The organism is Bradyrhizobium sp. 521_C7_N1_3 (assembly GCF_052075975.1).
In the GTDB taxonomy this organism is placed as follows: domain Bacteria; phylum Pseudomonadota; class Alphaproteobacteria; order Rhizobiales; family Xanthobacteraceae; genus Bradyrhizobium; species Bradyrhizobium japonicum.
Genome location: NZ_CP197232.1, coordinates 2,548,750 through 2,575,711 on the forward strand (window position 1 = coordinate 2,548,750; position 26,962 = coordinate 2,575,711).

21 protein-coding genes and 1 tRNA gene are annotated in these 26,962 nt (G+C 64.5%); 14 read left to right on the forward strand and 8 right to left on the reverse strand.

Annotated features, from left to right (window positions below):
- Nucleotides 1-63: 63 nt before the first annotated feature.
- The gene (locus AB7008_RS11520; RefSeq protein ID WP_304494136.1) at nucleotides 64-525 is read right to left on the reverse strand and encodes a universal stress protein; all 462 of its coding nucleotides are present in this window, start codon (nucleotides 523-525) and stop codon (nucleotides 64-66) included.
- Between the two features lie 342 nt (nucleotides 526-867).
- On the opposite strand from AB7008_RS11520, the gene AB7008_RS11525 reads away from it, so the two are divergent.
- Both AB7008_RS11525 and AB7008_RS11530 read left to right on the forward strand, forming a co-directional pair.
- Entirely contained in the window at nucleotides 868-1,131 is a 264-nt protein-coding gene (locus AB7008_RS11525; RefSeq protein WP_304492878.1) for a hypothetical protein, read from the forward strand.
- Between the two features lie 576 nt (nucleotides 1,132-1,707).
- Complete coding sequence (locus AB7008_RS11530) at nucleotides 1,708-2,823, forward strand: DUF2336 domain-containing protein (RefSeq protein ID WP_304492879.1); 1,116 nt, start codon at nucleotides 1,708-1,710, stop codon at nucleotides 2,821-2,823.
- A gap of 878 nt (nucleotides 2,824-3,701) precedes the next feature.
- On the opposite strand, the gene AB7008_RS11535 is transcribed toward AB7008_RS11530, so the two are convergent.
- The 3 genes from AB7008_RS11535 to AB7008_RS11545 all read right to left on the reverse strand — a co-directional run bounded on the left by AB7008_RS11535 (nucleotide 3,702) and on the right by AB7008_RS11545 (nucleotide 7,045).
- Complete coding sequence (locus AB7008_RS11535) at nucleotides 3,702-5,474, reverse strand: amidohydrolase (protein WP_304492880.1); 1,773 nt, start codon at nucleotides 5,472-5,474, stop codon at nucleotides 3,702-3,704.
- 172 nt (nucleotides 5,475-5,646) lie between these two features.
- Nucleotides 5,647-5,722, reverse strand: a tRNA-Ile gene (locus tag AB7008_RS11540).
- Nucleotides 5,723-6,067: 345 nt separating this feature from the next.
- A complete protein-coding gene (locus AB7008_RS11545; protein ID WP_041955060.1) occupies nucleotides 6,068-7,045 on the reverse strand; it encodes a Bug family tripartite tricarboxylate transporter substrate binding protein in 978 nt (325 codons plus the stop codon).
- 107 nt (nucleotides 7,046-7,152) lie between these two features.
- Here AB7008_RS11545 and AB7008_RS11550 point away from each other — a divergent pair, with 107 nt between their 5' ends.
- A complete protein-coding gene (locus AB7008_RS11550; protein ID WP_304492881.1) occupies nucleotides 7,153-8,130 on the forward strand; it encodes a TAXI family TRAP transporter solute-binding subunit in 978 nt (325 codons plus the stop codon).
- Nucleotides 8,131-8,323: 193 nt separating this feature from the next.
- Here the strand turns inward: AB7008_RS11550 and AB7008_RS11555 are convergent, their stop codons facing one another.
- Both AB7008_RS11555 and AB7008_RS11560 read right to left on the reverse strand, forming a co-directional pair.
- Nucleotides 8,324-9,553, reverse strand: a complete 1,230-nt coding sequence (locus tag AB7008_RS11555; protein WP_304492882.1) for an ABC transporter substrate-binding protein — start codon at nucleotides 9,551-9,553, stop codon at nucleotides 8,324-8,326.
- 98 nt (nucleotides 9,554-9,651) lie between these two features.
- Nucleotides 9,652-10,545, reverse strand: coding sequence for a helix-turn-helix transcriptional regulator (locus tag AB7008_RS11560; protein WP_028159008.1), 894 nt, complete (start codon nucleotides 10,543-10,545; stop codon nucleotides 9,652-9,654).
- Between the two features lie 326 nt (nucleotides 10,546-10,871).
- Between AB7008_RS11560 and AB7008_RS11565 the strand changes: the two genes are divergently transcribed.
- The 4 genes from AB7008_RS11565 to AB7008_RS11580 are packed head-to-tail and all read left to right on the forward strand — an operon-like array spanning nucleotide 10,872 to nucleotide 16,001.
- A complete protein-coding gene (locus AB7008_RS11565) occupies nucleotides 10,872-11,705 on the forward strand; it encodes a substrate-binding domain-containing protein (protein WP_014497577.1) in 834 nt (277 codons plus the stop codon).
- 54 nt (nucleotides 11,706-11,759) lie between these two features.
- On the forward strand, nucleotides 11,760-12,866 hold the full coding sequence (locus AB7008_RS11570) for a molybdopterin-binding protein (protein WP_441258829.1): 1,107 nt from the start codon (nucleotides 11,760-11,762) through the stop codon (nucleotides 12,864-12,866).
- Nucleotides 12,867-12,878: 12 nt separating this feature from the next.
- Nucleotides 12,879-14,828, forward strand: coding sequence for a molybdopterin biosynthesis protein (locus AB7008_RS11575; RefSeq protein ID WP_441258830.1), 1,950 nt, complete (start codon nucleotides 12,879-12,881; stop codon nucleotides 14,826-14,828).
- A 42-nt stretch (nucleotides 14,829-14,870) separates the two neighbouring features.
- Nucleotides 14,871-16,001 (forward strand): FAD-dependent monooxygenase, encoded by a 1,131-nt coding sequence (locus AB7008_RS11580; RefSeq protein WP_441258831.1) that lies wholly within the window; start codon nucleotides 14,871-14,873, stop codon nucleotides 15,999-16,001.
- 33 nt (nucleotides 16,002-16,034) lie between these two features.
- Here AB7008_RS11580 and mobA read toward each other — a convergent pair whose 3' ends face one another.
- Nucleotides 16,035-16,676, reverse strand: a complete 642-nt coding sequence (gene mobA / locus AB7008_RS11585; RefSeq protein WP_441258832.1) for a molybdenum cofactor guanylyltransferase MobA — start codon at nucleotides 16,674-16,676, stop codon at nucleotides 16,035-16,037.
- Nucleotides 16,657-17,547 carry a formate dehydrogenase accessory sulfurtransferase FdhD gene (fdhD, locus tag AB7008_RS11590; RefSeq protein WP_441258833.1) on the reverse strand — a complete coding sequence of 297 codons (891 nt, stop codon included), beginning with the start codon at nucleotides 17,545-17,547 and terminating at the stop codon, nucleotides 16,657-16,659. Before fdhD ends, mobA begins: the two co-directional genes overlap by 20 nt.
- A gap of 107 nt (nucleotides 17,548-17,654) precedes the next feature.
- On the opposite strand from fdhD, the gene mobB reads away from it, so the two are divergent.
- The 7 genes from mobB to fdhF all read left to right on the forward strand — a co-directional run bounded on the left by mobB (nucleotide 17,655) and on the right by fdhF (nucleotide 26,823).
- A complete protein-coding gene (gene mobB, locus AB7008_RS11595) occupies nucleotides 17,655-18,182 on the forward strand; it encodes a molybdopterin-guanine dinucleotide biosynthesis protein B (RefSeq protein ID WP_014497571.1) in 528 nt (175 codons plus the stop codon).
- 9 nt (nucleotides 18,183-18,191) lie between these two features.
- Nucleotides 18,192-19,448 carry a molybdopterin molybdotransferase MoeA gene (locus AB7008_RS11600; RefSeq protein WP_441258834.1) on the forward strand — a complete coding sequence of 419 codons (1,257 nt, stop codon included), beginning with the start codon at nucleotides 18,192-18,194 and terminating at the stop codon, nucleotides 19,446-19,448.
- Between the two features lie 44 nt (nucleotides 19,449-19,492).
- Nucleotides 19,493-19,756, forward strand: a complete 264-nt coding sequence (locus AB7008_RS11605) for a sulfurtransferase TusA family protein (protein WP_441258835.1) — start codon at nucleotides 19,493-19,495, stop codon at nucleotides 19,754-19,756.
- Between the two features lie 321 nt (nucleotides 19,757-20,077).
- The gene (locus AB7008_RS11610) at nucleotides 20,078-21,733 is read left to right on the forward strand and encodes an OFA family MFS transporter (protein WP_028159016.1); all 1,656 of its coding nucleotides are present in this window, start codon (nucleotides 20,078-20,080) and stop codon (nucleotides 21,731-21,733) included.
- A 93-nt stretch (nucleotides 21,734-21,826) separates the two neighbouring features.
- The gene (locus AB7008_RS11615; protein WP_041955071.1) at nucleotides 21,827-22,099 is read left to right on the forward strand and encodes a hypothetical protein; all 273 of its coding nucleotides are present in this window, start codon (nucleotides 21,827-21,829) and stop codon (nucleotides 22,097-22,099) included.
- A gap of 249 nt (nucleotides 22,100-22,348) precedes the next feature.
- Nucleotides 22,349-24,058, forward strand: a complete 1,710-nt coding sequence (locus AB7008_RS11620; protein WP_441258836.1) for an NADH-ubiquinone oxidoreductase-F iron-sulfur binding region domain-containing protein — start codon at nucleotides 22,349-22,351, stop codon at nucleotides 24,056-24,058.
- Nucleotides 24,055-26,823, forward strand: a complete 2,769-nt coding sequence (fdhF, locus tag AB7008_RS11625; RefSeq protein ID WP_441258837.1) for a formate dehydrogenase subunit alpha — start codon at nucleotides 24,055-24,057, stop codon at nucleotides 26,821-26,823. The genes AB7008_RS11620 and fdhF overlap by 4 nt, the downstream gene beginning before the upstream one ends.
- Nucleotides 26,824-26,962: the final 139 nt, after the last annotated feature.

The following is a 26,962-nucleotide window of genomic DNA, read 5'->3' on the forward strand; positions in this document are numbered from 1 at the left end:
AGAGCGGCCAATGTTTCTTGTACGGTAGCTCAGCGAAGCAGCCATGCGGCGTGGGGTAAGTCCCTATGTCGGCTTCGGCACGACCAACACCGGAATGCTTCCGTACATCAGGACCTCGGATGTCTGGCTGCCCAAAAACAGCTTCCTGAGGCCGCGACGCCCATGAGAGGCCATGACGATCAAGTCGCAGCCTCTCGACTCCGCTGTTTCAATGATCGCAGTCGCCGGATGCGCATTCGGAACGTGCAGGAGTTCCGCGGGCATGCCGATCTGCTCCGACATGGCGCGCGCTTCATCGAGCACTTTGCCTGCACGGCCTTTGCAGGCTGCGTTATAGCCGTCAATCTCCTCCTGCGTCGGAATCCATCCCGAGGCGTGTCCGCTCCCATAGTCGACCGGCAGCGCTTCCGTCACCGTGATGATCGTCAGCCTGGCGTTCAACGCCTTCGCCAAGGCAATGCCATGCTCGACGCCTTTTCGCGCGACGTCCGATCCGTCCGTGCCCAAGAGAATGTTGGCGTACATTCGATGGCTCCCTTGCTTGTCGAACAAGGTGATGCCTGACAAATATGGTCCGATACGCGCTGCGGGTCTATGCGCTTTTGCGGTTATGGTTTCCCGTCGCAGCCTCGACAAGGCTCGCCTCGCACCGCGTGGACGCGTTCGGTTCTCGGCCAACTAAACTTTTATTCACATTCGATGCAAACCGTATCTGGCGTGGAGCTCTGTCGCGTGTCCGAGAAAATTGTACGCGCCTCGGAAACTACTTTGTGACTTGGGAATAAGCGCGTGGCAACGCACGTCTACGGGTGGTGGATCGGATCTCTTGCCTTGCGGGGGATCCCCCAAACGAAAGGAACCACCACCATGACACCATTCAAAAATCCCATCGCGTCAGTCCTGTCCAAGGCCTTGTTGACCGGACTGGTCGTCACCGCAATCTTCAGCGCGCCGCTTCAGGCGCGTGAGCACCGCACCGGCGATCGGCACGCCGAACAGGGCGTGGGGGCGAGCTCTCGCTTCGAGGGCGAGCGATCGATCGCTGTGCCGGCCTACCACGCATTTGCGTCAGTGCCCTCGGATCAACCGGGTGGAGTTTGCGACCGCGGGGATAACCCCATGATATGCTGAGCATCCGACCTCGCCGGCGTTCGCAAGGATTGGCGCGCGGCGCGAAGCTCAGAGTAGCTTGGCCATCATCATTGCAATTTGCCGCAGAGTTTGGCGCCATCTCGGCCCATCGAGCGGCAGCTTGCAGCCTGGTCGCGGTCGCCGTGCGCCTTCATAACGAACCGGTTGCCGTAGGGCGCCAGCCGCCGCCGACGAAGACCGCATCATCCGGCGCATTGCGGTGATGGTTGTTGTAGACTCGAGGCACAGGCATCAACCACCCAACTTGTGTGTCATCCAGCTTGGTTGGGTCACCCATTGATCGGTGGTGAGGGTGACGACCACCAGCCCTACCAGCTTGCGAACAGAGGCTGCTGCCGGTCAAAACGCGCGACCTCGCAGGTGCAGTTGGCGGCATCCCCTTCCTCCAAGTCAGGCAATACCTAAAATTCGATCGATCTGATTAGGCGGATCTTATGCCCGATCCAAGGCGGCGGGAGTGATTTTACCACGTGTTCAGGTCTGGAGTGGTGTCATCGCCCATTCCTTTGAAATCCGCTTTTGTCGTTCGATTATTTTCAAACTGCGAGCGCATCAATGGCTGCCATCACGTCATTCTTGGCCGAGTTGGACGAAGCAGTAGCGAGAGGAAATCCCGAGAGTTGTCTGCGGGCCCTCTGGCATGCGGCAGACATCCTGATCGCCGGCACTTATTCCGAGGAGCAGATCTGGACATTCGGTGAGGTCATCGGTCGTCTCGCGCAGGAGATTGAAGCGAGCGCGCGGGCGAAGCTCGCGGGAAAGCTCGCATGCAGCCCGAACGCGCCCTATGCGTTGACCCGGCAGATGGCGAGCGACGACTGCATCGATGTCGCATGGCCGGTTCTCAGTCAGTCGGAGCGCCTCGACACCGAGACATTGATTGCGTGTGCCAAGAACAAGAGCCAGCAGCATTTGCTTGCAATCTCCAAGCGACAAACGGTCCCGGAAGCGGTCACCGATGTCCTGGTGGTGCGGGGATCTCCCGAGGTCGCAACCTCGGTCGCATCAAATGCCGGGGCTAGTCTCTCCAAATCCGGATTTCTGCACCTGGTGCGGCGGTCGGAAGGGGATTCGATCCTCGCCGAGTCGGTGGGACTTCGAAAGGATATTCCCCGACATCTCTTCCACCAGTTGATCGCCAAGGCCTCCGAAGAGGTGCGGCAAAAGCTGAAGAGGGAGCGTCCGGATATCGAACATCAGGTCCATCGCGTCGTCGTCGATGTCACCGGGGCCATTCACGCCAGGTTTGGCCCGGCGTCGAAGGATTACTTCACGGCGAAGCGCACGGTGGCAAAACTGCACGAGAGAGGCGAATTGACGGAAGACAAGGTCTTCGAGCTTGCGCACTCTCTCAAATTCAACGAGACCACCGTCGCCCTGTCGTTGCTCTGTCAACTTCCAATCGATGTCGCGGAACGGGCATTGATCGAGAAGGATCGCGAGCCGGTGTTGATCCTGGCCAAGTCTCTCGATTGCTCTTGGCCCACCACGATGGCGCTGCTGTTCCTGGGCGCGCCCAACTACCGGATAACCGCTGGCGAGCTGGATCAATTGAAGATCGATTTCCACCGGTTGAATGTCAAAGCGTGCCGGGAGGTCGTCACCATCTACCGGACGCGAAAGGAAGAGGTTTTCGGCGGCTCGTCTCAACAGCCTCGGCGCATGATCTAGGATCGCAATGACAGTGCACTTGATTCATGAGCCTTCGAACCCGGGAAAACAGCTTGATTCATTGAGTGCACCGTCACCGTAATCCCGACTTCGGACTTGCGTGGATTTGGGTGCGGCTCACGCAACGGTGAGCGCGCCGATGTCCCGTTCGCGCAGCTGTGATTTTCCACGGCGTGTCTTTTCCCAAGCGCATACCTACTTATTCCCTATCCAAAAAAGTTCTTAGGAAACGCTTTCAACAGAGCAGCCGATTCCAGCCAGCGTGAACGCTCCGCACGAAAACGACAACCGTTCGGAGTACGATTATGATTGGATTCAGGACTTCCATTATTGCAGCGATGATATCGATTGGCGCGATAAGCTCTGCAAGTGCCCAGTGCCCGACATGGGCGACTCAAAATCCAGCTTCGTTTCAGGCGCAATATCCCAACAGGGACATATTGAACGACTGCGAGTTGACGCCGGCAGGCCGAATGGGCCTCGAGCTCCCCGGCGGCGCGGCTCCCTGGTACGGGCCCAACAGGGCTTATGGGGCAATGCCTGGCGTCGCTCAACACCACAGCTTTCAGTACCGATCGCGGTGAGTATCTGAAGATAAGCACGAATGGCCGGATTCCGGCCCGTCGATCGCGATATCGAGAAGTTCGAGGTCGCCGCGATCATTCCTCACTTGATTGATCAACATCCCGAGGCCGGCGCGGCGCCGCGAGGGCCATTGGAACGCACTCGGTATCGAGCAAGAACGCAGGATTGGTTGTTTCGATGGTTGACGAAAGGGCGAAACGGGAAGGGTGGGGCCTCCCCTGAAAAACTGGTGTGTTCGGCAGGACTCGAACCTGCAACCAGACCGTTATGAGCGGCCGGCGGCCCTCCAGCTCTTATTTCGCGTTCGAGAAAACATCCGCTGCGTAGACGGTCTTGCCGCCCACGACCGTCAGCAGAGACGCCGTGGCGCCAATCTGCTCGACGGGCACGGACATGAAATCCCGATCGAGAATCGCGAAGTCGGCGAGCTTGCCGTTTTCGAGCGTGCCGCGCCGCGTCTCGTCGAAGCAGAACCAGGCGCTTCCCACGGTGTAGAGCCGCAACGCGTCGTCGCGGCTGGGTGTTTCGGCCGGGCCGCGCGTCGATAGGCCGCCGACGGTCTTGCCGTCGAGCATCCATTGCAGCGCCACGAACGGATTGTAGGATGCGACCCGATGCGCATCCGTGCCGGCCCCGACATGGACGCCCGTCCGCAACGCCGTGACGATGGGCGGCATCTGGCGCGCAGCTTCGCCGGCCTGCGCCACCATACGGTCGCCTCCGAGATACATGGCGTCCTGCATGGTCCAGCCCACACCAAGGGCCTTCATCCGCGCCAGCGTTTCGGGCGAGGTGTTGTCGAGATGGGCGATGGACCAGCGCAGCGGCGCGATCGGCGTCTCCTTGTTGACCTCTTCATAGAGGTCGAGGAGGTGATGGACGGATTTGTCGTCCTGCCAATGGATGGTGACCGTCAATCCTTGTTTGGCCGCCCAGCGAATGATCTCGAGGAACTTGTCCTTGGCGGCCGCGTCGGGGGCGTTGTTGTTGTTGTACATGGCGCCGGTGATCCGCTCGCCGATTCCGTTGAATCGCAGCATGTCGTCGCCGAATCCCATCGGCAGGAACGGCGTGAGGGTCTTGTACTCCTCGAATTCCGCGCCGACATTCTGGGCGAACAGGCTGTAGGCGACCCGCACCGACAATGATTTTTCGCGCCAGAGCTTTTGCAGGGCGGCGTAGTGGCTCGGATAAATGCTGAAGCCGCCGGGATCCACGATCCCGGTAATTCCAAGGCGATTGAGCTCCGTGAAGAACTGACGGGTGCCTGCGACATTCTCTTCGAAATTCGGTCTCGGCAGCCGATCGAACAGCGCGGAGATACTGACGATGGAGCCGTTGAACCAGCCCGTGGTTTCGCCCGATGCGGCGCGCTCAGACGTGATACCGGCCGGCGGCTGATCCGCCGACATCCCGAGGGCCTGCTGCGCTTTCGGCGTCATCAGCACGGCCGAATAGAACAGCTGGATGTAAGCCGGATTGTCGGGAACGGCCGACATCACCTCGGCCAGCGTCGGCCGCCGTTTCTCCGCAAATTGCAATTCGCTCCAGCCGCCGGCCACGATGATCCAGGACGCCGGGCGCGCTTTTGCCGCCTGGCGCAGGCGCTCCATGGCCTCGCCGATGGTCTTGGCGCCGATCCAGTTGACCTCGGTCGCGTAAGTGAGCCCGGCGCGCACGCCGTGAATATGGGAATCGATCAATCCCGGAATGATGGTGCGTCCGCCCGCGTCGACGCGGCGCGTCGCGGGCCCGACCAGGCTCTGCATGGCATCGTTGCCGCCAACTGCAACGATCTTGCCGTCGCGGACTGCGAGAGCCTGCGCGATCGTCGATGCGGGATCCAGCGTTACGATCTTTGCGTTCGTGACAATGAGGTCGGCCTTTTGTGCGTAAGCCGAAGTGGCCCAGCACGAGATCACCAAAATCGCGAGATGCTTGCGCATGTTCAGTCCCGGAATGAGAGAGGCAGGAACGAGAGAGGCAGGAACGGCGCCACACATCCGCCGCTGGATGCGCTCGCGGGCATCGCGTGTCGCAACGGGGAGTGTCGCGATCTTGATCATGTCTGGCTCCAACAAAATCAGCCGGTCCACCGGAAAAATCGGTCAAGGCCCAAACCATTGATTTCGCAGCCCGCCTTCGCCCGTCGGGCTCCGGCGCGGCAGCCTTCGCCCGCTTCGCTTGCCATTTGTGGCTCTGGCTTGCCTAGCCGAAGCTCGCGACGCGAGCGAAGGCTGGTGGGCCCGGCAGGACTCGAACCTGCAACCAGACCGTTATGAGCGGCCGGCTCTAACCATTGAGCTACAGGCCCCGCCGCGAGACGGCCGCGGATGTGCGGCCGGCAACGGTGCGCGGTTCGTTTACAGGGATGGAGGCGGGGGTGCAATGCTGGCACCAGTGGATGGAAACCCCTGGCGCAGCATGGCAGATGATTTTCGAATAACCGAAATTGGCGACAATGCCCTTATGCTCCTGTTTTGCCCGACGAGTCAAATCGGCTCGCGAAGGCCCGTTTTCCCGTTTCGGTAACCCACTGTGATCACGCGTCTTTTCTACGGTGCATGGGGTTGTTTTCGCACATTTTGATTCCGGAGGGGCCTGCAGGTCCCTCCGAATGCCTTGCCGGCGCGCTACTGCACGCCGCGAAGGGCCGCCCCTAGTCCACCGAAACCCCGGCGAACTCCACCACCTTCTTCCATTTCTCGGTCTCGTCGGCGACCAGCTTGCCGAACTCGGCTGATGTCATCGGCTTGGGAATGCCGCCGTTCTCGGTCAGCCGCGCGATGACCTTCGGGTCCTTCAGGGCTTCGCCGACGGCCTTGTTGAGGATCTCGATCACCTCGGGCGGCGTGCCCTTCGGCGCGGAGATGCCGTAGAAGCCGACCGATTCGAAGCCCGGCACGGTCTCGGCGATCGCCGGCACGTCGGGCACGCTCGGCCAGCGCTGCGGCGAGGTCACGCCGAGTGCGCGGACATTGCCGCCGCGCGACTGCTCGAGCGCGGAGGGGAGGTTGTCGAAGATCAGCTGCACCTTGTTGGAGATGATGTCGGGGAAGGCGATCGCGGAGCCGCGATAGGGCACGTGCACCATGTCGCACTTGGTCATCACCTTGAACAGCTCCGCCGACATGTGCACCGAGGTGCCGTTGCCGGACGAGGCAAACGAGATCTTGCCGGGATTGGCCTTGCAGTAGTCGATGAACTCCTGGACCGTCTTCGCGGGAAACGCGTTGGAGACGACCAGCATGTTGGTGAGCTGCATGATGCTGGCGACCGGCACGGTGTCGCGCAAAAAGTCGAACGGCAGCTTCTTGTAGAGCGAGGTCGAGATCGCGTTGTTGGGCGCGACGAACAGCAGCGTGTAGCCGTCCGCGGGCGAGTTGATCGCGGCGCCGGCCGCGATGTTGCCGCCGGAGCCGGCGCGGTTCTCGACGATGAATTGCTGGCCGAGGCGATCCGAGAGCGCCTGCGCCATGATCCGCGCCACGATGTCGACCGGGCCGCCGGCGGCGAAGCCGATCATCCAGTGCACGGGGCGGTCGGGGTAGCCGGCGGCGGAGGCGGGAGGGGAGGCGTTGAGGAGAGTTGAAAGAAAAAGCAGCCCAAAAACAGTGTTACGCAAAATTCGCAACATGACGTCTCCCATTGTTCTATTGTCGTTGGGCGGCATGCTTTCACAAAAACCGCCCGCTGCCTACATCGCCGCAAGTCGATGTTGACGCGGGGCGGCCGGGACTCATCATGAGATTCGCAATCACAATCCTTCTCGGCGCGGCGCTGCTCGCAAGTCCACTCGCAGGCCCCGCCGCGGCTCAAACCGGAGGCAAGGCCATTCCGACCACGACACTCAGCCTGGGCACCGCGACGCCCGGCGGCGGCTTTCCGCTCTATGGCAACGCCTTTGCGGAAGTGATGAACGCGGCCGATCCGCAAATCACCATCGCGCCCCGCAACACCAAGGGCAGCAACGAGAACATTCCGCTGCTGGAGAAGGGCGAGCTCGATCTCGCGCTGGTCGCGGGCGAGCCGGCCTATGAGGCCTTTGCCGGCATCGGCCGCGCGCCTGTGCGGTTGAAGATCCTCACCGCGATCTATTCCAACCCCGGCATGTTCGTGGTGCGGGCGGACAGTCCGTACAAGACCATTCGCGATCTGGTCGGCCAGCCCGTCGCGTTCGGCGCCAAGGGCTCGGGCCTGCCGATCCTGGCGCGCTATGTGCTCGATGGTCTCGGCCTCAAGCAGGACGAGGATTTCAAGGCGATCTATCTCGACCGCGCCGGCGATGGTCCCGCGATGGTCGATGACGGCCGCGTCGCCGCGTTGTGGGGCGCCGGCATCGGCTGGCCCGGTTTTGCCGCGGTGGCATCGGGTGCGTCAGGCGCGCGCTTCATTGCGCCCAGCACTGAAGAGATCACGCGCATTCGCGCCAAGCATGCGTTCCTGAAGCCGCTCACCGTGCCGGCCGGCTCCTATCCGAAGCAGGCCGAGCCGATCGCCTCGCTCGGCTCGTGGAGCTTCGTCCTCACGCGCGAGGATCTGCCCGATGACGTCGCCTATCGCCTCGCGAAGACGCTGCACGGCGTCGAGGCGACCTTCTGCAAGCAGCTCGCGCAGGCCTGCGAGACCACAGCGTCGAACACGGTCGCGGCAGCGCCGAAGCCGGAGCTGATCCATCCGGGCGCGATGAAGTATTTTCGCGAGATCGGGGTGATGAAGTAGGGCGCGAGGCACGAGCTTCCTTCCTTCTCCCCTTGTGGGAGAAGGTGGCGCGAAGCGCCGGATGAGGGGTTCTCTCCGCGAACTCAGTGCGAACTGTATTCGCGGAGACAACCCCTCACCCGGCTTCGCCTTGCGAATCCACCCTCTCCCGCAAGGGGAGAGGGTGCACCGTCACTGCGGCTCGGCTACGCCGTCACTTCTTCACCAGCGGACACGCCGGGTCCGGTGGGCCGAACGCCTTCTCGCCCGAGATGGTCGTGAGGATCTTGTAATAGTCCCACGGATATTTGCTCTCCTCCGGCGTCTTTACCTGCACCAGCCAGAGATCGTGCACCATCAGATTGTCCTCGCGCAGTCTGCCGCTGCGGGCGAAGAAATCCTCGATCGGCTTTTCCCGCATCTTCGCCGCGACCTTGAGCGGATCGTCGGTGCCGGTCTCCTTGATGGCGTTGAGATAGTGCATCACGCTCGAATAGACGCCGGCCTGCCACATCGACGGCATCTTGTTCATCTTGGCGAAATAGCGCTTCGACCATTCGCGGGTCTTGTCGTCCATGTCCCAATAGAACGACGTCGTCAGCAACAGCCCTTGGGCGGCCTGCAGGCCGAGGCCGTGGATGTCGGTGATCAGCGCCAGCAGCGCCGCCATCTGCTGGCCGCCCTTGAACACGCCGAACTCCGAGCCGGTCTTGATCTCGTTCATGTTGTTGGGGGGACCTGCGGCAATGCCGATGATCTTGGCCTTGGAGGCTTGCGCCTGCAGCACGAAGGAGGAGAGGTCGGGCGTTGCCAAGGGTGGCCGCACCGAGCCCAGCACCTTGCCGCCATTGGCGGTGACGACGCTGGAGGCGTCGCGCTCCAACGAATGGCCGAAGGCGTAGTCGTCGGTGATGAAGAACCAGCTGTCGCCGCCGCGCTTGACCACCGCATCCGCAGTGCCGACCGCGAGCGCGCGGGTGTCGAACACCCATTGGATCGCGTAGGGCGAGCAGAACTTGCCGTGGAAGTCCGCGGTGCCGGTCGAGTGGGTGATGAACAGCCGCTTCTTCTCGTTGGCGATGTTCTGCACCGCGAGCCCGACCGCGGAGACCGGCACGTCGACGATCAGGTCGACCTGGTCGACATCGAACCAGCGCCGCGCGATCGCGCCGCCGATATCGGCCTTGAGCTGGTGGTCGCCGATCACGATGCTGATCGGCTTGCCGAGCACGGTGCCGCCGAAATCGTCGATCGCCATCTGCGCCGCCGTCACCGAACCCTGGCCGGTCGGCGCGGAGGCGGGGCCGTTCATGTCGGTGAGCACGCCGATCTTGACGATGTTGTCGGAAACCTGCGCCGACGCCGTACCCGGCAGCAGCGCCGCCGCCAAGCACGTCGCTGCAAAGCCGGCCGCGACCGGCAGTCCAAATCTCGTTGGATTCACGTTTGTCCTCCCCTGATCCGGCTCGTTGGCCGGTGTTGCCCGGGTATAGCCCGGCTGAATTGGTTTCTTTTGCAACTATTTGGGGGCGGGCGTCAACGTCAGGCCGCGAAGCGGATCTGCCCCGCCGGCGAGGGATCGTAGCCGGTCAGTTCCTCGGCGCGCTGTCGCAGCCGCCTTTCGTTGAGGAACCGGATCAGGGCCTGCATCGGCGGGCGGAAATAGCTGCGTTGCCGCATTGCGAGATCAAAATTCTCCCAGACCAGCGGCACGAAATCGAGCCCGGCCGAGCGCGCCGCCGCACGCGTCGCGATTCCGCAATCGGCCTGTCCCGCGCGGACGATCTCGGCGAGATCCGGCCCGGTGAGGGCCGGCGTCTCGACCCGGCGCAGATCGCGCGTCGAGGCGCCGGTGCGCTTCAACAGCACGTCGAGCAGCATCTGCGCGCCTGTGCCCTGTTGTCGCATCGCCATCCTGACACCGAGCGCAAGCACGTCGGAGAGGCCGCGCAGCCGTTTCGGATTGCCCGGCGGCAGCACGAGACCCTGCTCGCGGCGCACGAATGCGACCAGCACCGCATCATGCAGGTCAGGCGCGTCACGCAGCGTCGTTGCACTGGCGTCGGAGGCAAGATTACCGTCGGCCTCCAGGCTGTGGAAGTGCACCGCCGCGGCCATCACCTCGTCGCGTTGCAAGCGCTCGAGCCCGCGCGCGCTGCCCTCGCTCATCGATCCCAGGCCCGACCCGGATTCACGCAGGCTCCAGTCCAACAGCTCGTCCTGGCTGCCGCCCACGACCGGCGGCGGCTCCGCAGTCAGCATGCCGGCCGGACGCGCCAGTCCCGACAGGACCCAGAGGTCGAGCTCGTGCCGCGGGAAGAGCCACTTCCCGGTCACCTTGGTGCAGGGAATCGCGCCGGTGGTGACGAGTTCGTAGAGCTTGCGTTCGCCGAGCCGAAGGTAGTCGGCGGCTTCGCTGGTCGTCAGGAATTCCATCCTGCATTCCTATGCAAATTCTTGCTTCTTTTTGGCGTTCGACGCAGGTGGAATTCTGCATTTCAATTTACGTCCGGCAGGACCATGCCCGATCATCTCGCTGCTTTGCAACACATCCTCACGCGCGATTTCTGCTTTGGTGAACGATCCTGATGCACCCGCGTGGCGCGGGCCTTGCGGCCGTCGCGCTCGCAATTGCAATCGACGCACCGCGCGAGCCGCATTGCCGAAATGTCCCGAGTTGGGAGCGCAACGAGCAAACGCGTCACGAGTGTGGCGCAATCGATCATCATCATGATCGCGTCATAGCCAATGGGAACCCGATCATGGTCGTCCGCCGCCTGTCCGTTGCACTCGCGCTTCTCTGCGGCCTCGCCGCGGGCGTGGCGGCGTCATTTGCGGAGGACCGCGCGATCGTGCTGGCCTCGACCACGGCGACACAGGAGTCCGGCCTGCTCGATCATCTGCTGCCGATCTTCCGGGAGAAGACCGGCATCGAGGTGACGGTGATCGCGCGGCGTGCCGATGAAGTGCTCGACGGCGCGCGCAGGGGCGAGGTCGACGTCGTGCTGATGCACGCACGACCGCAGGAGGAGAAGTTCGTCGCCGACGGTTTTGGCGTGAAGCGTTTTGACGTGATGTACAACGACTATGTGCTGATCGGGCCGAAGAGCGATCCCGCCGCCGTGAAGGGCAAGGATATCGCCACCGCGCTGAAGGCGATCGAGGCCAAGGGCGCGCCGTTCGTGACGCGCGGCGACCGCTCGGGCACCCATGCCGCAGAGCTCGCGCTCTGGATCGTCGCCGGCATCGATATCGCCGCTGCCAAGGGCGCATGGTATCGCGAAGTCAGGCAAGGGATGGACGCAGCCCTCGACGCGGCGCGCACGGCGAATGCCTATGTGCTGTCCGATCGCGGCAGCTGGATCGCCTTCAAGGATCGCGGCGATCTCGACATCGTTGTCGAAGGCGACAAGCGGCTGCTCAATCAGTACGGCGCGATGCTGGTGAACCCGGAAAAGTTTCCGAACGTGAAGAAGGAGCTGGGGCAGACCTTCATCGACTGGCTGATCTCGCCGGAGGGGCAGGCGGCGATCGCCGGCTACAAGGTCGACGGACAGCAGCTGTTCTTCCCCAATGCGGCCAAGTCCGGCGGCTGATCTTCGCATCGCCAGCGGTTGCCAAACCGGGCGATGCATGGTCCATCATGGCGCATGACCCAGCGCCTGCCGCCATCGCTGACGCCGCTCGACACTGCGCTCGCCGCGTTGCTGCGAGGCGTTGATCCGATCGCGGCGATCGAGTTGCCCCTGACGGAGGCCGCCGGCTGCATCGCGGCAGGGACGCCGCTGCTTGCGGCGTCTCCGCCGCGCGACATTGCCGCTGCGGATGGCTGGGCGCTCTGCGCCAACGATATTGTCGGCGCGTCCGCCTATTCGCCGCTGCCTCTGACGACGGCGCCCGTTTGGGTCGATGCCGGCGACGCGATGCCGCCGGGATGTGATTGTGTACTCGATGCCGATGCAGTCGAGGTGTCGGGTCCACTCGCCCAGGTGCTGGCGGAGGGCGTGCCCGGTCAGGGCGTCAGGCGCGCCGGAAGCGACATCGCCGGGCGGGCGCCTGCCGTGGCAGAAGGGCATTTGATCCATTCTGCCGCCTTGCTGCTCGCGCGCGCCGCCGGGGTTGAAAAGCTGAGCGTACGGCGGCCGCGGCTGCGCATCGTCAACGTGCCGGGTGCAGCCGTGACGGCACACATGATCGCCGAGATCGCGCGCGCAGCAGGGCTGCAGGTGCAAACGCGCGAAGCTGCCGCGCGAGATGCGGCATCGATCGCGGAAGCGCTCGGCGATCTCACCTGCGATCTCGTCGTGACGATCGGCGGCAGCGGCGCCGGTCGCCGGGATGCCGCGGTCAGCGCGCTGGCCCGGCATGGCGACGTGCTCGCCCACGGCCTCGCGCTCCAGCCCGGACGCACCGCCGCGGTCGGGCGGCTCGGACCGGTTCCAATCGTCGCCTTGCCTGGCTCGCCCGATCATGCGCTTGCCGCCTGGCTCGCGCTCGTGCTGCCGCTCGTCGATCGGCTGTCGGCGCGGCAGTTACGCCGATGCATGACCTTGCCGCTTGCGCGCAAAATCGCATCCAGTGTCGGCATCGCCGAAATTGCCCTGCTGGCCGAGGAACATCATGCGTGGCTCCCGCTCGCGGTGGGGGATTGGCCGCTCCAGGCCATTGCCCGGGCCGATGCATGGCTGCTCGTTCCCGCCAGCCACGAGGGATTTGCGGCAGGAACGCCGGTCGATGCCTATCTGATGCGGGAATGATATGGGTTTGGCATGACGATGATCCCGCAATCGCAAGACCGCAGCGCGCTCGAACAGGAGCAGTTCCTCAAGATCCTCTCGCGCGAGGACGCGCTGGCGCGCTTTGACGCTGCGTTGTTCCCGCGCGTGGTCCCGAGCGAGGCGCGCAAGCTTGCCGATGCGCTCGGCGCGGCGCTGGCCGAAGACATTACGGCGCCGATCGATGTCCCGCCGTTCGACCGTTCCAATGTTGACGGCTTTGCCGTGCGCTCGGCCGATCTCGCCGCGGCCGGCGAAGGCGCGCCCGTTCGCCTTGCGCTGAACGGCGAGACCATTCACTGCGGCACCGCGCCGAAGCTGCAGGTGGCGACAGGAACCGCAACGCCGATCGCAACCGGCGGGCCGTTACCACGCGGCGCCGACGCCGTCGTCATGGTCGAGCATACCCAGCCCGCCGGGTCCGATGCGATCGACGTCCGGCGAGCCGTCTCGCCGGGACAGTTCGTGTCCTACGCAGGCTCCGACATCGCGCGCGGCGAGGCGCTGCTGCGCGCCGGCACGATCATCGGCTCGCGCGAGATCGGCATGTTGGCGGCCTGCGGCATCGCCGAGGTGACTGTCGCGCGCAAGCCGCGTGTTGCCGTGATCTCCACCGGCGACGAATTGGTTCAGCCCGGCGAGGCGCTCGCGCCGGCTGCGATCTACGACACCAACGGCGCCATCGTCGCCGCCGCGATCGACGAGAATGGCGGCGAGACGGTGTTCCTCGGCGCCATTCCCGACGATGAGGCAAAACTCGAAGCCGCCATGCGCCGCGCGCTGGCGGACGCCGACATGCTGGTGCTGTCGGGCGGCACCTCGAAGGGCGCGGGCGACGTGTCCCATCGCATCATCGGCCGGCTCGGCCAGCCCGGCATCATCGCGCATGGCGTTGCGCTCAAGCCCGGCAAGCCGCTGTGCCTTGCGGCGTGCGACGGCAAGCCGGTGGTGATCCTGCCGGGCTTTCCGACCTCGGCGATGTTCACCTTCCACGACATGATCGTGCCGGTGCTGCGCAAAATGGCCGGGCTGCCGGCGCGCTCCGACGCCAAGGTGAACGCGACCGTGCCGGTGCGCATCGCCTCCGAGCTCGGTCGCACCGAGTTCGTCATGGTCTCGCTGGTCGGCGGCAAGGACGGCCTGATCGCCTATCCCTCCGGCAAGGGGTCCGGTGCGATCACGTCGTTCGCGCAGGCCGACGGTTTTCTGCGCATCGACGCGCTTGCCGACCAGATGCCGGCAGGGACCGACGCCGAGGTGACGCTGTTCACGCCGCATGTGCGGGTGCCCGATCTCGTCATCGTCGGAAGCCATTGCACCGGCCTCGATCTCGTCACCGCACAGCTCGCGCATGCGGGGCTGACCGTGCGCTCGATCGCGGTGGGCAGTCTCGGTGGACTTGCGGCGGCGAAGCGTGGCGAATGCGATCTCGCGCCGATCCATCTGTTCGACGACAAGAGCGAGACCTACAACACGCCTTATCTCGTTGAGGGGCTCGAGCTCGTGCCGGGCTGGCGGCGGATGCAGGGCATCGTGTTCCGGAAGGGCGACAAGCGTTTTGAGGGGCTCGGTGCGAAGGAAGCCGTCGCCGCCGCGCTCGCGGACCCCGCCTGCATCATGGTCAACCGCAACCAGGGCGCCGGCACGCGCATCCTGATCGATCGGCTGCTCGGCGGTGCGCGCCCGGAAGGCTACTGGAACCAGCCGCGCTCGCACAATGCCGTGGCTGCGGCTGTCGCGCAGCACCGCGCCGACTGGGGCATGACCATTGCGCCGGTCGCCCATGTTGTCGACCTCGGTTTCATTCCGTTCGCGGAAGAGCATTATGATTTCGCGCTGGTGACGGCGCGCAAGCAGCGGCCGGCCGTGCAGGCCTTTCTCGACGCACTCGGCTCGGATGAGGCGCGCACCGCGCTGGAGCGGGCGGGCTTCCGGCCTGCATAGATCGACGACGCGGCGCTCAAGCCGCGCGGCAGGGGGGACGCGATGGCGAGGCCGCTTTCGGTTGCGATCGTCGGTGCCGGCATGGGCGGGCTTGCAACGGCCGCGGCGCTTCGGCGCGTCGGTATCGATGTGATGGTCTACGAGCAGGCCTCCCGGTTCGCCCGTATCGGCGCCGGCATCCAGATCGGCTGCAACGCAATGAAGGTGCTGCGCGTGCTGGGGCTCGCGGCGCGGATGCGCGAGCACTCGTTCTATCCACGCTCCTGGAACAACCGCGACTGGAAGAGCGGCGACATCAAGTTCGACATGATTTTTGGCGAGAGCGCGGAAGAGAAGTTCGGCGCGCCCTATCTGCTCGCTCATCGCGGCGATCTCCATGCGGCGCTGGCGAGCGTAGTGCCGAACGAATTTGTGCGGCTCAATCACAAGCTCGTCGGCCTCGACGAGACCGGCGATGGTGTCCGGCTGAGTTTTGCCGATGGCACGTGTGCCATCGCCGATGCCGTGGTCGGCGCGGACGGCGTCCATTCGACGGTCCGCGATCTCCTGTTCGACACCGCGCCGGCCAAATTCACCGGCCGCATCGCCTATCGCACCACCTATCCCGCCGCGCTGCTCGGCGGCGCAGGGATCGACGACTGCACCAAATGGTGGGGCGAGGACCGCCACATCGTGATCTATTACGTCAAGCCTGATCGCAGCGAGGTCTATCTCGTCACCAGCCAGCCCGAGCCGGACTTTCGCATCGAGTCCTGGTCGGCGAAGGGCGACGTGCGCGATCTGCGCGCATCATTCGAAGGCTTTCACCCGCAAGTCACTCGGGTGCTCGCCGCCTGTCCCGACGTGCACAAATGGGCGATCATGGACCGCGACGCGCTGGAACGCTGGGCCGACGGCAAGGTGACGCTGCTCGGCGATGCCTGCCATCCGATGACGCCCTACATGGCGCAGGGCGCAGCCATGGCAATCGAGGACGCCGCCGTGCTGTCGCGTTGCCTCGACGGCGTCGGCAGCGACGGCGTCGCGAATGCGTTTCGCCGCTTCGAGGCGACTCGCAAGGTGCGCACGACGCGGGTGCAGGAGACCTCGCGCGCCAACATCTGGCTGAAGGAGCGCACCGATACGAGCTGGGTCTACGGTTACGACGCCTGGTCGATGCCGCTGGCGGCTTGAGCGGCAGGCTCGCGCTTGCGCCGGCGCTTCTTGTCAGGAGGCCGCATCCAGCGCGGCCAGCCGTTCGGCTTCGGCGATGTCCTCGACCGTGTTGGCGTTGAAGAACGGATCGAGCGGTTCGGCCGGCCATGTCACCGTTGCGAGCGGATAGCGCGCGGTCCAGCGGTCGATCTTGCGGAGGTCTTCGACGACCAGCGCGTGACGCAGCTCGTCGCGCAAGGCGACGCGCCACAAACCGATCACCGGATGCGACTGATCGCCTGATGCGGCGACCGCGAGCTGTGCGTTCTCGCGTTCCCGCGCCTCGTGCAGGCGCGCGACCAGATCGCGCGGCAAGAACGGGCAGTCGCCTGCGGCGCTCAGCACCCATTCGATGTCAGGCCGGTTCGTCGCCGTCCAGTCGAGCGCGGCGAGAATGCCGGCGAGCGGCCCGGGGAAGCCGGGGACGTCATCGGCGACAACGGGCAGGCCGAACGCCGCGAAACGTGCGGGGTCGCCGTTCGCATTGAGGATCAGTCCGCTACATTGCGGCGTCAATCGCGCGATCACGCGTTCAAGGATGGTGCGGCCGCCGATGGTCCGCATCGGCTTGTCGCCGCCGCCCATGCGCCGCGCGAGGCCGCCTGCGAGCAGCACGCCCTGCGTTGCCGGAAATTCAGTCGTCACCACCTTCACCCTTGCGCTTGTGCTTCGCCGATTCCTCCTCGACGTAAGCAAGGTTCTGGTCGTAGACGATCCGCTCTTCGCCCGCGAGCGCGATGAAGCGTTTACCGCGCGTGCGGCCGACCAGCGTCAGTCCGACCTGGCGGGCGAGATCGACGCCCCAGGCGGTGAAGCCGGAGCGCGACACCAGGATCGGAATGCCCATGCGCACGGTCTTGATCACCATTTCCGAGGTCAGCCGTCCGGTGGTGTAGAGAATCTTGTCGGAGGCATCGACGCCGTGGCGGTACATCCAGCCCGCGATCTTGTCGACAGCGTTGTGACGGCCGACGTCCTCGGTGTAGCACAGCGGCTCGCCCTCCCTGCACAGCACGCAGCCATGGATCGCGCCGGCCTCCAGATAGAGCGAGGGCATGGTGTTGATGGTTTGCGTCATCTGGTAGAGCCAGGAGGTGCGCAGCTCCGCCTTCGGCAGCGCGACGCTCTCGACCGCCTCTAACAGGTCGCCGAACGCGGTGCCCTGCGCGCAGCCCGAGGTCTGGGTGCGCTTCTTCAGCTTGGCTTCGAAATTGGTGTGATGTGAGGTGCGCACCACCACCACCTGGAGGTCGTCGTCGTATTCGACCTCGGTGACCTCGTCACTATATTTCAACATGTTCTGGTTGAGCAGATAGCCCAGCGCCAGATATTCCGGGTAGTCGCCGATCGTCATCATGGTGACGATCTCCTGCGAATTCAGGTAGAGCGTCAGTGGCCGTTCCATCGGCACCTTGATCTCGACCTGGGCGCCGGTCTGGTCGGTGCCGGTCACGCGCTCCGTCAGGCGCGGGTCGTCAGGGTTCGGAACGATCAGGGGGACTGGGGCTTTGTCGATCTTCATCATGGCCGCGACGTTAGCATGACATTCGGGTCAAGCCGATATAAGCATGCTCACGACGATGGAGAAGGCGGTTCCGGCCGCATGATGCGGCTGGCGGAGATCGAGTTGCGATGAAAGTCATCGGCCTTGCGGGCTGGAGCGGTGCGGGCAAGACCACGCTGTTGACGCGGCTGATCCCGCATTTCAATGCGCAAGGCCTGCGCGTCTCCGTCATCAAGCATGCCCATCACCAGTTCGACGTCGACGTGCCCGGCAAGGATTCTTGGCGCCACCGCGAGGCCGGCGCGGCCGAGGTGCTGGTTGCGTCGTCGAACCGCTGGGCCCTGATGCATGAGTTGCGCGGCGCCGAGGAACCGCGGCTGCCGGAGCTTCTGAGCAAGCTGTCAGCCGTCGATCTCGTCGTGGTCGAGGGCTTCAAGCGCGAGCCGCACCGCAAGATCGAGGTGCATCGCGCCGCCAACGACAAGCCGCTGCTGTTTCCCGATGATCCGGGGATTGTCGGGATCGCGACCGACATCGCCATTGAAACCCGCCTGCCGACCGTCCATCTCGATGATATCGAGGCTGCGGCGGCATTGCTGCTGCGTGCGGCGATGCCGGTCGAGGAAGCGGTGGCAAAAAGCGCCGCGATACGCTGACGAGGCACCATGGCGCAACTGTCGGACGATTGCTTTGCCTTCGGCGGACCGATGATGTCGGTCGACGAGGCCGTTGGTCTGATCACCACGCGCGTCGATGCGATCGCCGATATCGAGACCGTGGCAGTCATTGACGCCGACGGGCGCGTGCTCGCGCGCGATATCGCGGCGCCCCTGCCGCTGCCGCCCTTCACGAACTCCGCCGTCGACGGCTACGCCGTGCGCAACGCCGACCTTCCGGAAAGCGCGGAACGGGCTTTCCCGCTCGACGGCCGCATCCAGGCCGGCGGCCTTGCGCTGGCGCCGATCAAGGCCGGCCACACTGCGCGCATCTTCACGGGCGCGCCGATGCCGCCTGACGCCGAGACCGTCTTCATGCAGGAAGACGTCCGGCTCGATGAGGCCGGCAGAATTGTGCTGCCGCCGGGGCTAAAGCCCGGCGCCAATGTCCGCCCGGCGGGAGAGGACATTCCGCAAGGGCACGTCGCGCTGCGGGCCGGCCAGCGCTTGCTGCCGCAGCATATCGCGCTTGCTGCAGCATTCGGCCTGACACGGCTCGACGTCGTCAGGCGCATCCGCGTCGCCGTGTTCTCGACCGGTGACGAGCTGGCTTCGCCCGGCGAGCCGCGCGCGGCCTCACAGCTGTTCGATTCCAACCGCTTCATGCTGATGGCGATGCTGCGCCGGCTCGGCTGCGAGGTCTTCGACCTCGGCATCTTGCGCGACGAGCGCAATGCGCTCGCGGATGGATTGAAGCAGGTTGCAGGCAGCCATGATCTGATCCTCACCACCGGGGGCGTCTCGACCGGCGAGGAGGACCACGTCAAGGCGGCGGTCGAGAGCATCGGCTCGCTGGTGCTGTGGCGGATGGCGATCAAGCCCGGCCGTCCCGTGGCGATGGGCATCATCGGCGGCACCCCGCTGATCGGCTTGCCCGGCAATCCCGTCGCGAGTTTCGTCACCTTCGTCCACGTGGTGCGGCCGACGGTGCTGGCGCTTGCGGGCAGTCTGCCGGAGCCGCTGTTGCCGATCCCGGTGCGTGCTGCATTCACCTACAAGAAGAAGATCGGCCGCCGCGAATATGTTCGCAGCTCGTTGCGGCGCGGAGAGGACGGCGCATTGGAAGCGGTCAAGTTTCCGCGCGAAGGCGCAGGCCTGTTGTCGTCGCTGGTCGAGACCGATGGCCTCATCGAACTCGGCGACGACATCACGCGTGTCGAGCCGGGACAGAGCGTAGGTTTCTTGTCCTATGCGGACTTGCTCTGAGCCCTCGCGTTGACGCCATCGCCTCACCCCGCCATGTTGCGCCCATGACCAGAACCACGCTCGATCTCACCGGGCTGAAATGCCCGCTACCTGCCCTGAAGACGCGCAAGGCGCTCAAGCCGTTACAGCCGGGCGATCAGCTCGAAGTGCACTGCACCGACCCCTTGTCGGTGATTGACATTCCGAACCTGATCCGCGAGACGGGCGACACGGTGGAGATCACCGAGCGCAACGAGGCGCGCATCGTGTTCTTGATAGAAAAGATCAATGGTTCGATAGAGAAAGCCAATGGTGCGCTGCGTTCGTAGTGCACGTCACTCTGCTGATACCTACCTTTTGTCTATCGACATCAATCGTTGCTTCTGCCCCAATTGACAACCTCTGTGCAGGCGCGGAGGTTGAGTCTTGTCTGCGATGCGCGGATGAAGGGGCGAAACTCACGAAGCCTGCGCGGTGTATCGGCATAGAGCCCCGCTCGAGGGGTTAACGACTCCGATGCGCGTGACGATCCTGGCGCGCGTCGAAGAATTGTGCGGAGCAGCAGGGACCGTTGGCTGCGCCGTAACGGGCTGAGGACCAGGATTGCAGCGGCAGGCTTGCTCAGAAGGGCAACTGCAGGGGAGGACTACATGGCAACAATCGAGAGCGCTGGAACACTTTCGGGTGCCGGCGCAGGTTTTCTGGATCGCGAGCGAACCATCGCGACCGCCGGCTTCAATCGCTGGCTGGTGCCGCCGGCTGCGCTGTGCATCCATCTCTGCATCGGCATGGCCTACGGCTTCTCGGTGTTCTGGCTGCCGCTGTCGCGCGCGATCGGGGTGACCGCGCCGAAGGCCTGCCCAGACATGTCGCTGTTTCAGGAGCTGTTCACGACCAGCTGCGACTGGAAGGTCGCCAGCATGGGGTGGATGTACACGCTGTTTTTTGTGCTGCTCGGTATCGCGGCCGCGGTTTGGGGCGGCTGGCTGGAGCGCGTCGGCCCGCGCAAGGCCGGCTTCGTCTCGGCGCTATGCTGGTGCGGCGGTCTCTTCCTCGGTGCGATCGGAGTCTACACCCATCAGCTCTGGCTGTTGTGGCTGGGCTCGGGCGTGATCGGCGGCGTCGGTCTCGGCCTTGGCTATATCTCGCCGGTGTCGACGCTGGTGAAGTGGTTCCCGGACCGCCGCGGCATGGCGACCGGCATGGCCATCATGGGCTTCGGTGGTGGTGCCATGATCGGCGCGCCGCTGGCAAACCTGTTGATGAACTACTTCAAGACCCCGACCTCGGTCGGCGTCTGGGAGACCTTCGTCGCGATGGGCGTCATCTACTTCGTGTTCATGATGATCGGCGCGTTCCGCTATCGCTTGCCGCCGCCCGGCTGGCAGCCCGAGGGCTGGACCCCGCCGTCCAAGGCCAACGCGATGATCTCGAAGAGCAACGTCCATCTCAACGACGCGCACAAGACGCCGCAGTTCTGGCTGATCTGGTGGGTGCTGTGCCTGAACGTGTCGGCCGGCATCGGCGTGATCGGCATGGCCTCGCCGATGCTCCAGGAGATCTTCGCCGGCAAGCTGATCGGCCTGCCGGACGTGGGCTTCAACGCACTCGATGCCGGGCAGAAGGCGCAGATCGCGGCGATCGCCGCGGGCTTCGCCGGATTGCTGTCGCTGTTCAACATCGGCGGCCGTTTCTTCTGGGCATCGCTGTCGGACAAGATCGGACGCAAGAACACCTATTATACGTTCTTCATCCTCGGCATCGTGCTCTACGCGCTGGCGCCGACGTTTGCGGCGATGGGCTCGAAGCTCCTGTTCGTGCTCGGCTTCGGCATCATCCTGTCGATGTATGGCGGCGGGTTCGCCACCGTGCCGGCCTACCTTGCCGACATGTTCGGCACCCAGTTCGTCGGCGCCATCCACGGCCGGCTGCTGACGGCGTGGTCCACCGCGGGCATCATCGGTCCCGTCGTGGTGAACTACATCCGCGAGTTCCAGCTCGCGGCGGGCGTGCCGCGTGATCAGCTCTACAACACGACCATGTACATCCTGTGCGCGATGCTGATCGCGGGCCTGATCTGCAACTACCTGATCAAGCCGGTCGATTCGAAGTGGCACATGAAGGACGCCGACGTCGCCAAGCTGCAAGCGGCGAGCGCCAGCGCCGCTGCCGCGGGGCCGCATGGCTCCTACGGCATCGGATTTGGCGGGCTTGACGTCAAGGCGGCGCTGTTCTGGGCCTTCGTCGGCGTTCCCCTGCTTTGGGGTGTCTGGAAGACGCTGGAGAGCGCGGTCAAGATCTTCTGATCGCCGTCGAGACTGCCGCGGGATGCTGATCATCGGCGTCCCGCGGCGTTCGCCTTTTAGACATCATCAAGAGTGGGACTTAGGGGGATTGAAATGCTTCGCACCCGAATTTGCCTTGTGGCCGTGTTGCTTGTCGCCGGCCTTCATGCCGCATCCGCGCAGACGACGCCGCCGGCGGCGCCTGCCGCAACGACCGAAGCCAAGCCGGGCAAGATCAAGCTCACGATGCAGAAGCTGAAGGACATGAAAGCCAAGTGGGCGGCCAACAAGCCGAAGCTCAAGGCCTGCCGCGCCGACGTGAAGTCCAAGGGCCTCACGGGCGACGATCGCTGGTTCTACATCGAAGAGTGCATGAGCAAGACCTGAGGCGAGGTTCCGCGAACAGTTTGCGTAAGGGGGCGTGGCAGGGCGGCTGCCCGCCTCCGAAATGACTATAGAGGCGTTCTAAATTTGCTTGGCGTCTGGTATACCAGACGCTAGAGTTGCCTGGAATGAGGCTTGATCCGCGGGACGCAAGCGAAGCGGTTCCCGATGTTCAGGCTTGGAAATAAAGGCGAATCGCGACGGCGATCTCGTCTGAGGTCATCGCGCTTTTGAGGAGAACGCGACGTTTCCATGAGCAGCAACGACGACGTTCACAAGGTCAGAGAATTCGAGCATCCGGGCGAGGGACGCAAGCGAGCCAAGGCCACGCCCAAGGGACGGCAGGTCGATCCCACCGCCGCACACGAGATCGAGCAGCTGCTCGGCGACAAGCCGCGGCGGCGCGATCTGCTGATCGAATATCTGCACCTGATCCAGGACAAATATCACCAGATCTCGGCCGCGCATCTCGCCGCGCTTGCCGACGAGATGAAGCTCGCCTTCGCCGAGGTGTTCGAGACCGCGACCTTCTACGCGCATTTCGACGTGGTGAAGGAAGGCGAGCCTGATGTCGCGCCGCTGACGATCCGCGTCTGCGATTCACTGACCTGCGCGATGCTCGGCGGCGAGAAGCTGCTCGCCGATTTGCAGAGCACATCGGGTCCCGGCATCCGCGTCGTCCGCGCGCCCTGCGTCGGCCGTTGCGATACCGCGCCGGCGGCTGAGGTCGGTCACAACTTCGTCGATCACGCGACCGTCGCCAATGTGATGGCGGCCGCGAAGGCCGGCGATACCCACGCGCATCTGCCGAAGTACGTTGACTACGACGCTTACATCGCCGGCGGCGGCTACAAGCTGCTCAATCGCGTGCGCTCGGGCGAATTGCCGAAGGACGATCTGCTGAAGGCGCTCGATGACGCCTCGCTGCGCGGTCTCGGCGGCGCCGGCTTCCCCACGGGCCGGAAATGGCGCGCGGTGCTGGGTGAACCTGGCCCGCGGCTGATGGCGATCAACGGCGACGAGGGCGAGCCTGGCACGTTCAAGGACCGCGTCTATCTCGAAAGCGATCCGCATCGCTTCATCGAAGGCATGCTGCTCGGCGCGCATGTCGTGCAGGCCTCCGACGTCTACATCTATCTGCGCGACGAATATCCGGCTTCGCGCGAGATCCTCGAGCGCGAGATCGCAAAGCTTCCGCCGGGCGGTCCGACGCTGCACATGCGCCGCGGCGCCGGCGCCTATATCTGCGGCGAGGAATCCTCGCTGCTCGAAAGCATCGAGGGCAAGCGCGGATTGCCCCGGCACAAGCCGCCTTATCCGTTCCAGGTCGGCCTGTTCGGCCTGCCGACGCTGATCAACAACATCGAGACGCTGTGGTGGGTGCGCGACATCGTCGAGAAGGGCGCGGATTGGTGGAAGGGCAACGGCCGCCATGAGCGTCACGGCCTGCGCAGCTTCTCGGTCTCGGGCCGCGTCAAGAACCCCGGCATGAAGCTGGCGCCCGCCGGCATCACCGTGCGCGAATTGATCGACGAATATTGCGGCGGCATGGCCGACGGGCACCAGTTCTATGCGTACCTGCCGGGCGGCGCATCGGGCGGCATCCTGCCGGCGTCCATGGACGACATCCCGCTCGATTTCGGCACGCTGGAGAAATACGGCTGCTTCATCGGCTCGGCCGCGATCGTGATCCTGTCGCAAAAGGACAGCGTGCGCGCGGCCGCGCTGAACCTGATGAAGTTCTTCGAGGACGAGAGCTGTGGCCAGTGCACGCCGTGCCGTGTCGGAACCCAGAAGGCGGCGCAGCTGATGCAGAAGCCGGTCTGGAACCGCGCACTTCTGGAAGAATTGAGCCAGGCGATGCGCGATGCATCGATCTGCGGGCTCGGACAGGCGGCATCGAATCCGTTGTCCACCGTGATCAAATATTTCCCTGACGAGTTCAAGGAAGCGGCCGAATGACCAAGATTACGTTCGAGCTCGACGGCAAGCAGGTCGAAGCCAAACCCGGCGAGACGATCTGGCAAGTTGCAAAACGCCAGGGCCGCGAGATTCCGCATCTGTGCTATTCGCCGGCGCCGGACTACCGCCCCGACGGCAATTGCCGCGCCTGCATGGTCGAGATCGAGGGCGAGCGCGTGCTCGCCGCGTCCTGCAAGCGCACACCGTCGGTCGGCATGAAGGTGAAGACCGAATCCGCGCGTGCGGTGTCCGCGCAGAAGATGGTGATGGAGCTGCTCGTCGCCGACCAGCCGGCGCGCGAGACCTCGCACGATCCGGATTCGAAGTTCTGGCACTGGGCCGAGACCACAGGCGTCACCAAAAGCCGCTTCCCCGCCGCCGAGCGCTGGGCGACCGATGCCAGCCATCCGGCGATGCGCGTCAATCTCGACGCCTGCATCCAGTGCGGCCTCTGCGTGCGCGCCTGCCGCGAGGTCCAGGTCAACGACGTCATCGGCATGGCGTATCGCAGCCATGGTTCGAAGATCGTGTTCGACTTCGACGATCCCATGGGCGAGTCCACCTGCGTCGCCTGCGGCGAGTGCGTGCAGGCCTGCCCGACCGGCGCGCTGATGCCGGCCGTCATGCTGGATGAGAAGCAGACCCGTGTCGTCTATGCCGACAAGAAGGTGGATTCGCTCTGCCCGTTCTGCGGCGTCGGCTGCCAGGTGACCTACGAGGTCAAGGACGAGAAGGTGATCTACGCGGAAGGCCGCGACGGCCCCGCCAATCACAACCGTCTTTGCGTCAAGGGTCGCTTCGGCTTCGACTACATCCACCATCCGCACCGCCTGACCAAGCCGCTGGTGCGGCTGCCGAATGCGAAGAAGGATTCCAACGACCAGGTCGACCCGGCCAATCCCTTCACGCATTTCCGCGAAGCGAGCTGGGAAGAAGCGCTCGACATCGCGGCCAAGGGCCTCGTCAAGATCCGCGACGAGAAGGGTGTGAAGGCGCTGGCTGGCTTCGGCTCGGCCAAGGGCTCGAACGAAGAGGCCTATCTGTTCCAGAAGCTGGTGCGCACCGGTTTCGGCTCGAACAATGTCGACCACTGCACGCGGCTCTGCCACGCCTCGTCGGTGGCGGCGTTGTTCGAAGGCCTGAGCTCGGGCGCGGTGTCGGCGCCGTTCTCGGCTGCGATGGATGCCGAAGTCATCATCGTGATCGGCGCCAATCCGACCGTGAACCATCCGGTCGCCGCGACCTTCATCAAGAATGCGGTCAAGCAGAATGGCGCCAAGCTGTTCGTGATGGATCCGCGTCGGCAGTCGCTGTCGCGCCACGCGACCAAGCATCTGCAATTCAAGCCGGGCTCCGACGTCGCCATGCTGAACGCGATGATCAACACGATCATCACCGAAGGCTTGACCGACGACCAGTATATCGCCGGCTACACCGAGGGTTTTGAGGACCTCAAGGAGAAGATCAAGGAATTCACCCCGGAGAAGATGGAGGCGATCTGCGGCATCCCGGCGCAAACGCTGCGCGAGGTTGCGCGCACCTATGCGCGGGCAAAATCGTCGATCATCTTCTGGGGCATGGGCATCAGCCAGCACGTCCACGGCACCGACAATGCGCGCTGCCTGATCGCGCTGGCGCTGATCACCGGCCAGGTCGGCCGCCCCGGTACAGGTCTGCATCCGCTGCGCGGCCAGAACAACGTGCAGGGCGCCTCCGACGCCGGCCTGATCCCGATGTTCCTGCCGGACTATCAGCCGGTCAGCCGCGACGATCTGCGCGGCAATTTCGAAAAACTGTGGCACCAGGATCTCGATCCCGTTCGCGGCCTGACCGTGGTCGAGATCATGAACGCGATCCATGCCGGCGAGATCACGGGCATGTATATCGAGGGCGAGAATCCCGCGATGTCCGATCCCGATCTCCAGCATGCGCGCCAGGCGCTGGCCATGCTCGATCATCTCGTCGTGCAGGACCTCTTCGTCACCGAAACCGCGTTCCACGCCGACGTCGTCCTGCCGGCCTCGGCCTTTGCCGAGAAGGACGGCTCCTTCACCAACACCGATCGCCGCGTGCAGCTCGCCCGCCAGGTGATCAAGCCGCCGGGCGATGCGCGGCAGGATCTCTGGATCATCCAGGAGATCGGCAAGCGGATGGGCCTGCCCTGGAATTATTCCGGCCCCGGCGACGTCTACACCGAGATGGCGGAGTTGATGCCCTCGCTCAAGAATATCAGCTGGGAGCGGCTGGTGCGCGAAGGTGCCGTGACCTATCCGGCCGACGATCCGAACAAGCCCGGCAACGAGATCATCTTCACCACGGGCTTCCCGACCGCGAGCGGCCGCGGCAAGATCGTGCCGGCCAAGGTCATCCCGCCGGATGAGCTGCCCGACGCCGAATATCCGATGGTGCTCTCGACCGGCCGCGTGCTCGAGCATTGGCACACCGGCTCGATGACGCGCCGCGCGCAGGTGCTCGACCAGATCGAGCCGGAGGCGGTCGCGTTCATGTCGCCGAAGGACATGCACCGGAAGAAGCTCGCGCCCGGCGATTTCATCCGGCTGGAGACCCGCCGCGGTGCGGTCGAGGTCAAGGTCCGCTCCGATCGCGACGTGCCCGAGAACATGGTGTTCATGCCGTTCTGCTACGCGGAGGCGGCGGCGAACCTGTTGACCAACCCGGCGCTTGATCCCTTCGGCAAGATCCCCGAATTCAAGTTCTGCGCGGTGAGGGCCGAGCGCGCGGAGATGCGGGACGCGGCGGAATAGGGCCTCCTCCCTGTCGAGTTTGGCGGCATAGCGCCGCCGAACTCTTCCGTCGTCCCCGCCTTCGCGGGGACGACGGCGGAGACTGTGGCGAGCATGCGTGCCCACACCGTCGTCGCTTCGCTCCCAGCAATGACGGTGC

Excerpts from the sequence above, each read along its gene's own strand:
- AB7008_RS11520 (WP_304494136.1), bottom strand. The coding sequence starts at position 525 with ATGTACGCCAACATTCTCTTGGGCACGGACGGATCGGACGTCGCGCGA.
- AB7008_RS11525 (WP_304492878.1), top strand. The coding sequence starts at position 868 with ATGACACCATTCAAAAATCCCATCGCGTCAGTCCTGTCCAAGGCCTTG.
- AB7008_RS11530 (WP_304492879.1), top strand. The coding sequence starts at position 1,708 with ATGGCTGCCATCACGTCATTCTTGGCCGAGTTGGACGAAGCAGTAGCG.
- AB7008_RS11535 (WP_304492880.1), bottom strand. The coding sequence starts at position 5,474 with ATGATCAAGATCGCGACACTCCCCGTTGCGACACGCGATGCCCGCGAG.
- AB7008_RS11545 (WP_041955060.1), bottom strand. The coding sequence starts at position 7,045 with ATGTTGCGAATTTTGCGTAACACTGTTTTTGGGCTGCTTTTTCTTTCA.
- AB7008_RS11550 (WP_304492881.1), top strand. The coding sequence starts at position 7,153 with ATGAGATTCGCAATCACAATCCTTCTCGGCGCGGCGCTGCTCGCAAGT.
- AB7008_RS11560 (WP_028159008.1), bottom strand. The coding sequence starts at position 10,545 with ATGGAATTCCTGACGACCAGCGAAGCCGCCGACTACCTTCGGCTCGGC.
- AB7008_RS11565 (WP_014497577.1), top strand. The coding sequence starts at position 10,872 with ATGGTCGTCCGCCGCCTGTCCGTTGCACTCGCGCTTCTCTGCGGCCTC.
- AB7008_RS11570 (WP_441258829.1), top strand. The coding sequence starts at position 11,760 with ATGACCCAGCGCCTGCCGCCATCGCTGACGCCGCTCGACACTGCGCTC.
- AB7008_RS11575 (WP_441258830.1), top strand. The coding sequence starts at position 12,879 with ATGACGATGATCCCGCAATCGCAAGACCGCAGCGCGCTCGAACAGGAG.
- AB7008_RS11580 (WP_441258831.1), top strand. The coding sequence starts at position 14,871 with ATGGCGAGGCCGCTTTCGGTTGCGATCGTCGGTGCCGGCATGGGCGGG.
- fdhD (WP_441258833.1), bottom strand. The coding sequence starts at position 17,547 with ATGATGAAGATCGACAAAGCCCCAGTCCCCCTGATCGTTCCGAACCCT.
- mobB (WP_014497571.1), top strand. The coding sequence starts at position 17,655 with ATGAAAGTCATCGGCCTTGCGGGCTGGAGCGGTGCGGGCAAGACCACG.
- AB7008_RS11600 (WP_441258834.1), top strand. The coding sequence starts at position 18,192 with ATGGCGCAACTGTCGGACGATTGCTTTGCCTTCGGCGGACCGATGATG.
- AB7008_RS11605 (WP_441258835.1), top strand. The coding sequence starts at position 19,493 with ATGACCAGAACCACGCTCGATCTCACCGGGCTGAAATGCCCGCTACCT.
- AB7008_RS11610 (WP_028159016.1), top strand. The coding sequence starts at position 20,078 with ATGGCAACAATCGAGAGCGCTGGAACACTTTCGGGTGCCGGCGCAGGT.
- AB7008_RS11615 (WP_041955071.1), top strand. The coding sequence starts at position 21,827 with ATGCTTCGCACCCGAATTTGCCTTGTGGCCGTGTTGCTTGTCGCCGGC.
- AB7008_RS11620 (WP_441258836.1), top strand. The coding sequence starts at position 22,349 with ATGAGCAGCAACGACGACGTTCACAAGGTCAGAGAATTCGAGCATCCG.
- fdhF (WP_441258837.1), top strand. The coding sequence starts at position 24,055 with ATGACCAAGATTACGTTCGAGCTCGACGGCAAGCAGGTCGAAGCCAAA.